This window comes from Pseudomonas sp. 05T35, from assembly GCF_056396605.1.
Window position 1 is genome coordinate 1 of the sequence record NZ_JBFTLU010000569.1, and the last position, 4001, is coordinate 4001.

At 60.2% G+C, this 4001-nt stretch carries 3 protein-coding genes and 1 pseudogene; 2 read left to right on the plus strand and 2 right to left on the minus strand.

The window, feature by feature from the left end:
• Positions 1-187, minus strand: a 187-nt coding sequence (locus AC1DH9_RS27305) for a PilZ domain-containing protein (protein ID WP_477809148.1), incomplete at its 3' end; no start/stop codon positions are given.
• A 148-nt stretch (positions 188-335) separates the two neighbouring features.
• Between AC1DH9_RS27305 and AC1DH9_RS27310 the strand changes: the two are divergent.
• Together AC1DH9_RS27310 and AC1DH9_RS27315 are read left to right on the plus strand one after the other, a co-directional pair.
• Positions 336-2260: pseudogene (locus AC1DH9_RS27310) on the plus strand (carbon starvation CstA family protein).
• A 15-nt stretch (positions 2261-2275) separates the two neighbouring features.
• A complete protein-coding gene (locus tag AC1DH9_RS27315; protein WP_477809149.1) occupies positions 2276-2473 on the plus strand; it encodes a YbdD/YjiX family protein in 198 nt (65 codons plus the stop codon).
• 185 nt (positions 2474-2658) lie between these two features.
• Here the strand turns inward: AC1DH9_RS27315 and AC1DH9_RS27320 are convergent.
• Positions 2659-4001, minus strand: a 1343-nt coding sequence (locus tag AC1DH9_RS27320; RefSeq protein WP_477809150.1) for a methyl-accepting chemotaxis protein, incomplete at its 5' end; no start/stop codon positions are given.

Consider the following 4001-nt stretch of genomic DNA (forward strand, 5'->3'; position numbering starts at 1 on the left):
GGTGAATGTCGACCGAAAACATCTTCTCTTCGTCCCCAAGCCAGGGCTCGGGACGTTCGATCAACAGGCCCTTGAGTGACAGGTCGAGCAGCTTCACCGGCCACCGATGTTCGCCTTGGCTGAGTTCGGTTTTGGCATCGAAGGCAATGCGTTTGAAGCGGCGGTGATTGGCGGGGTGGTCCCTCATGGCGCAATCCTCTGGGTGTTCGCTGACTATAGACCAGCATCCGCGCAGGCTGCCACTCTAGGACCTACGTCGGGGTATGGTCTTTGGCGCCAGTAGCGCTAAACTCGGGGTGGCTGTCTTTTTTGTCCACTCTGGCTGGAATAAAAAAATGAAAAATAATAATAGCCCGCTGCGCCACTTACCCTGGCTGTTGCTGGCAATCGTAGGCGCCTGTGCCCTGGGCGTAGTGGCCTTGCGCCGCGGTGAGGCGATCAATGCCTTGTGGATTGTGGTCGCGGCAGTGGCCATCTACCTGGTCGCTTACCGTTACTACAGTCTGTTCATTGCCAATAATGTGATGCAGCTCAATCCACTGCGAGCCACTCCCGCTGTCGTCAATAACGACGGTCTGGACTATGTGCCCACCAACAAACACATTCTTTTCGGTCACCACTTCGCGGCCATCGCGGGGGCTGGTCCGTTAGTCGGTCCAGTGTTGGCGGCGCAGATGGGCTATTTGCCCGGCACGCTCTGGCTGATCGCCGGTGTGGTGCTGGCCGGTGCCGTTCAGGACTTCATGGTCCTGTTCATGTCCACCCGCCGCAACGGTCGCTCCCTGGGCGACATGGTCCGTGAAGAAATGGGGCAGATCCCCGGGACCATCGCGCTGTTCGGCTGCTTCCTGATCATGATCATCATCCTCGCGGTGCTGGCGCTGATCGTGGTCAAGGCCCTGGCCGAAAGCCCGTGGGGCATTTTCACGGTGATGGCGACCATCCCGATCGCGATGTTCATGGGCGTGTACATGCGCTACATCCGCCCGGGCCGCATCGGTGAAATCTCCATTGTCGGCGTGCTGCTGTTGCTCGGTTCGATCTGGCTGGGCGGGCAGATTGCCGCTGATCCGGTCTGGGCCAAGGCCTTCTCCTTCACCGGGATCCAGATCACCTGGATGCTGATCGGCTACGGTTTCGTCGCGGCAGTATTGCCGGTCTGGCTGATCCTGGCGCCACGTGACTACCTGTCGACCTTCCTCAAGATCGGTACCATTGTCGCCCTGGCGATCGGCATCCTGATCACCATGCCCGTGCTGAAAATGCCGGCATTGACCCAGTTCATCGATGGCACCGGACCGGTGTGGAAAGGCGGGCTGTTCCCGTTCCTGTTCATCACCATTGCCTGTGGTGCGGTCTCGGGTTTCCATGCGCTGATTGCCTCCGGGACCACTCCGAAACTGCTGGATAACGAAAGCAATGCCCGTTACATCGGTTACGGCGGCATGCTGATGGAGTCCTTCGTGGCGATCATGGCGMTGGTGGCGGCSTCGRTSATCGAWCCGGGCRTSTAYTTCGCGATGAACAGCCCWGCGGCGATCGTCGGCGGTGAAGTGATGCAAGTCGCGCAAACCGTCAGCAGTTGGGGCTTTGCGATCACCCCGGACGCCCTGCAAGCGGTGGCCAAGGACATCGGTGAAACCACCGTGCTGGCCCGTGCCGGCGGCGCGCCAACCCTGGCGGTCGGTATCGCGCAGATCCTGCACAGCGTTCTGCCGGGTGAAAACACCATGGCGTTCTGGTACCACTTCGCGATCCTGTTCGAAGCGCTGTTCATCCTGACGGCGGTCGACGCCGGCACTCGTGCCGGGCGTTTCATGCTGCAGGATTTGCTCGGCTCCTTCGTTCCGGCGCTTAACTGGCCGGTATCGCGCTGATGCTCGCCACGGTGGTGCTGATCAAAATGAAACGCCAGCGCTAYATCTGGGTGACCTTGCTGCCAGCCGCCTGGCTGCTGATCTGCACCACCACCGCAGGCTTCATCAAGCTGTTCGACGCCAACCCGGCGATCGGCTTCCTGTCGCTGGCGAAAAAATACAGCGAYGCCCTGGCCAAYGGTCAGATYCTCGCCCCGGCCAAGGACATCACGCAGATGCAGCACGTGATCTACAACGCCTACACCAACGCAACGCTGACGGCGCTGTTCCTGTTCGTGGTCTTCAGCATCCTGTTCTATGCGATCAAGGTCGGTATCTCGGCCTGGGGCAGCAAAGAACGCACGGATAAAGAATCGCCATTCCAGGCTGTTCCAGAAGCGTAATCGAGGGTTGCAAGCATGTTCAATGACCTGAGTCGCCTCGGTAAATACCTCGGTCAGGCCGCGCGCCTGATGGTCGGCATGCCCGACTACGACACCTACGTCGAGCATATGCAAACCAARCACCCGGACAAACCGGTGATGAGCTACGAGGCGTTCTTCCGGGARCGCCAGGAGGCTCGTTAYGGTRGCAAGGSTGGGCCGAAGTGCTGTTGACCCGCTGACGGCGGGTKAWCARMTGTRATGTGGGAGCGGGCTTTTTGTGGGAGCGAGCCTGCTCACGATAGCGGTCTGACAGTCAGCTGCAATGTTGAATGTCAAGCCGTCATCGCGRGCAGGCTCGCTCCCGCACGGAGCAGCTCCCATTTTTCGTTAGTGATTGCTAGCCAGCCCATGCCCGTTTAGATTTTGAAGCGCGCCACCGTCTGGTGCAGTGCTCCTGCCATCTGCGCCAATTCCAGACCGGCGGTGTGGGTATGCTGGGCACCCAGCAAGACCTGCCCGGACACGTTACGAATGCTCACCAGGTTACGATCCACCTCACGAGCGACCAATGCCTGCTCCTCCGTGGCGCTGGCGATCATCAGGTTGCGCTCATTGATCTGCGAGATTGACCGGGTGATCGCTTCCAGCGCCTCGCCGGAGCGTTGCGCGACTTCCAGGGTCGTCTGTACCAGGTGACCGCTGCTTTGCATGGCAGTCACCGCGTGTCCGGTATCGAGCCGAATGTTGCCAATCATCTGCTCGATTTCCTGGGTCGACACCTGAGTGCGATGGGCCAGTGCCCGCACCTCGTCGGCGACGACCGCAAAACCACGTCCGGCATCCCCGGCACGGGCTGCTTCAATCGCCGCGTTGAGGGCCAGCAGATTGGTTTGCTCGGCAATGCTGCGAATCACGTCCAGCACMGTGCTGATGTCTTGCACACGCCCGGCCAATTGCTGGATACGCTGTGAGGTATCCGTCATGCCGTCCGCCAGCGTGCCTATCGAGGCCACCGTTTCCTGAACATGTTCACGGCCGCGCTGCGCGGTTTGCTCGGACACCCGGGACGCCTCGCTGGTGCTGACGGCATTGCGTGCKACCTCGTCGACGGCCGCCGTCATTTGATTGATCGCCGCTGCAGCCTGCTCGATCTCCAGGCCCTGCAACTGCAAACTGTCACGGGTCTGGCTGCTGACAGCACTCAGCTCTTCGGACGAACTGGCCACCTGATCGACCGACGCCGCGATGTGCTTAACCATCGCGTTCAGGCTTTGCTGCATCTGGTGCATGTTCATCATCACGCTACCGTCGGCATCAGCATTTACTGGCACTTGAATCGTCAGATCGCCTTGCGCAATTTGACTCAGTGCCCGCGCAGCAACATCGGGCTCTCCCCCCAAGGGTCGGGTGACACTACGCGTCACGATGACCGCCGCGGCGGTGACCGAGGCCAGGCAGAAAACCAGCAACCCCAGCATGTTCAGCCGCGCATCGCTGTACAGGGCCTGCGCCGACCTTTCACGATCGGCGAAGATCTGCCCTTGCTGTGCCATCAGCACGTCCAGGCTTTTATAAACCAGCTGTTCGGCGGGGATCACTTGCTGTTTCAACTGCGCCATCGCAGCATCAAAGGCACCTTGCCTGATCAACGCCTGCACCTGGGTGAACGCGGCGACATAAGCCTCGCGATTCTTCTTCAGGGCCACATAGGCAGCCTTGCCTTCGGGTAGATCGAACAACGGTTCGAGCGTTTCAAGTG